The following is a 2944-nucleotide window of genomic DNA, read 5'->3' on the forward strand; positions in this document are numbered from 1 at the left end:
TAATGGTATGGTATCCTTACCTGAATACATAGGGTAAGGAAGACAGACCCAGGGAACTGAAACATCTAAGTACCTGGAGGAAGAGAAAGCAAATGCGATTTCCTGAGTAGCGGCGAGCGAAACGGAACATAGCCCAAACCAAGAGGCTTGCCTCTTGGGGTTGTAGGACATTCTATACGGAGTTACAAAGGAACGAGGTAGACGAAGCGACCTGGAAAGGTCCGTCGTAGAGGGTAACAACCCCGTAGTCGAAACTTCGTTCTCTCTTGAATGTATCCTGAGTACGGCGGAACACGTGAAATTCCGTCGGAATCTGGGAGGACCATCTCCCAAGGCTAAATACTCCCTAGTGATCGATAGTGAACCAGTACCGTGAGGGAAAGGTGAAAAGCACCCCGGAAGGGGAGTGAAAGAGATCCTGAAACCGTGTGCCTACAAATAGTCAGAGCCCGTTAATGGGTGATGGCGTGCCTTTTGTAGAATGAACCGGCGAGTTACGATCCCGTGCAAGGTTAAGTTGAAGAGACGGAGCCGCAGCGAAAGCGAGTCTGAATAGGGCGTTTAGTACGTGGTCGTAGACCCGAAACCAGGTGATCTACCCATGTCCAGGGTGAAGTTCAGGTAACACTGAATGGAGGCCCGAACCCACGCACGTTGAAAAGTGCGGGGATGAGGTGTGGGTAGCGGAGAAATTCCAATCGAACCTGGAGATAGCTGGTTCTCCCCGAAATAGCTTTAGGGCTAGCCTTAAGTGTAAGAGTCTTGGAGGTAGAGCACTGATTGAACTAGGGGTCCTCATCGGATTACCGAATTCAGTCAAACTCCGAATGCCAATGACTTATCCTTAGGAGTCAGACTGCGAGTGATAAGATCCGTAGTCAAGAGGGAAACAGCCCAGATCGCCAGCTAAGGTCCCAAAGTGTGTATTAAGTGGAAAAGGATGTGGAGTTGCTTAGACAACTAGGATGTTGGCTTAGAAGCAGCCACCATTTAAAGAGTGCGTAATAGCTCACTAGTCGAGTGACTCTGCGCCGAAAATGTACCGGGGCTAAATACACCACCGAAGCTGCGAATTGATACCAATGGTATCAGTGGTAGGGGAGCGTTCTAAGTGCAGTGAAGTCAGACCGGAAGGACTGGTGGAGCGCTTAGAAGTGAGAATGCCGGTATGAGTAGCGAAAGACGGGTGAGAATCCCGTCCACCGAATGCCTAAGGTTTCCTGAGGAAGGCTCGTCCGCTCAGGGTTAGTCAGGACCTAAGCCGAGGCCGACAGGCGTAGGCGATGGACAACAGGTTGATATTCCTGTACCACCTCTTTATCGTTTGAGCAATGGAGGGACGCAGAAGGATAGAAGAAGCGTGCGATTGGTTGTGCACGTCCAAGCAGTTAGGCTGATAAGTAGGCAAATCCGCTTATCGTGAAGGCTGAGCTGTGATGGGGAAGCTCCTTATGGAGCGAAGTCTTTGATTCCCCGCTGCCAAGAAAAGCTTCTAGCGAGATAAAAGGTGCCTGTACCGCAAACCGACACAGGTAGGCGAGGAGAGAATCCTAAGGTGTGCGAGAGAACTCTGGTTAAGGAACTCGGCAAAATGACCCCGTAACTTCGGGAGAAGGGGTGCTTTCTTAACGGAAAGCCGCAGTGAATAGGCCCAAGCGACTGTTTAGCAAAAACACAGGTCTCTGCGAAGCCGTAAGGCGAAGTATAGGGGCTGACACCTGCCCGGTGCTGGAAGGTTAAGGAGAGGGGTTAGCGTAAGCGAAGCTCTGAACTGAAGCCCCAGTAAACGGCGGCCGTAACTATAACGGTCCTAAGGTAGCGAAATTCCTTGTCGGGTAAGTTCCGACCCGCACGAAAGGTGTAACGATTTGGGCACTGTCTCAACCAGAGACTCGGTGAAATTATAGTACCTGTGAAGATGCAGGTTACCCGCGACAGGACGGAAAGACCCCGTGGAGCTTTACTGTAGCCTGATATTGAATTTTGGTACAGTTTGTACAGGATAGGCGGGAGCCATTAAAACCGGAGCGCTAGCTTCGGTGGAGGCGCTGGTGGGATACCGCCCTGACTGTATTGAAATTCTAACCTACGGGTCTTATCGACCCGGGAGACAGTGTCAGGTGGGCAGTTTGACTGGGGCGGTCGCCTCCTAAAGTGTAACGGAGGCGCCCAAAGGTTCCCTCAGAATGGTTGGAAATCATTCGTAGAGTGCAAAGGCATAAGGGAGCTTGACTGCGAGACCTACAAGTCGAGCAGGGACGAAAGTCGGGCTTAGTGATCCGGTGGTTCCGCATGGAAGGGCCATCGCTCAACGGATAAAAGCTACCCCGGGGATAACAGGCTTATCTCCCCCAAGAGTCCACATCGACGGGGAGGTTTGGCACCTCGATGTCGGCTCATCGCATCCTGGGGCTGTAGTCGGTCCCAAGGGTTGGGCTGTTCGCCCATTAAAGCGGTACGCGAGCTGGGTTCAGAACGTCGTGAGACAGTTCGGTCCCTATCCGTCGTGGGCGTAGGAAATTTGAGAGGAGCTGTCCTTAGTACGAGAGGACCGGGATGGACGCACCGCTGGTGTACCAGTTGTTCTGCCAAGGGCATAGCTGGGTAGCTATGTGCGGAAGGGATAAGTGCTGAAAGCATCTAAGCATGAAGCCCCCCTCAAGATGAGATTTCCCATAGCGTAAGCTAGTAAGATCCCTGAAAGATGATCAGGTTGATAGGTTCGAGGTGGAAGCATGGTGACATGTGGAGCTGACGAATACTAATAGATCGAGGACTTAACCATATAATATGTAGCAAATGTTATCTAGTTTTGAAGGAATATGCCTTCATAGTTTGGTGATGATGGCAGAGAGGTCACACCCGTTCCCATACCGAACACGGAAGTTAAGCTCTCTAGCGCCGATGGTAGTTGGGACCTTGTCCCTGTGAGAGTAGGACGTCG

At 51.5% G+C, this 2944-nt stretch carries 2 rRNA genes; both read left to right on the forward strand.

The features are described 5' to 3' along the window. Positions 1-2785, forward strand: a 23S ribosomal RNA gene (locus ACR0LX_RS22885); the annotation flags it as partial. Positions 2786-2834: 49 nt separating this feature from the next. Next, positions 2835-2944, forward strand: a 5S ribosomal RNA gene (rrf, locus tag ACR0LX_RS22890); the annotation flags it as partial.

The organism is Ruegeria sp. CH11 (genome assembly GCF_056537105.1).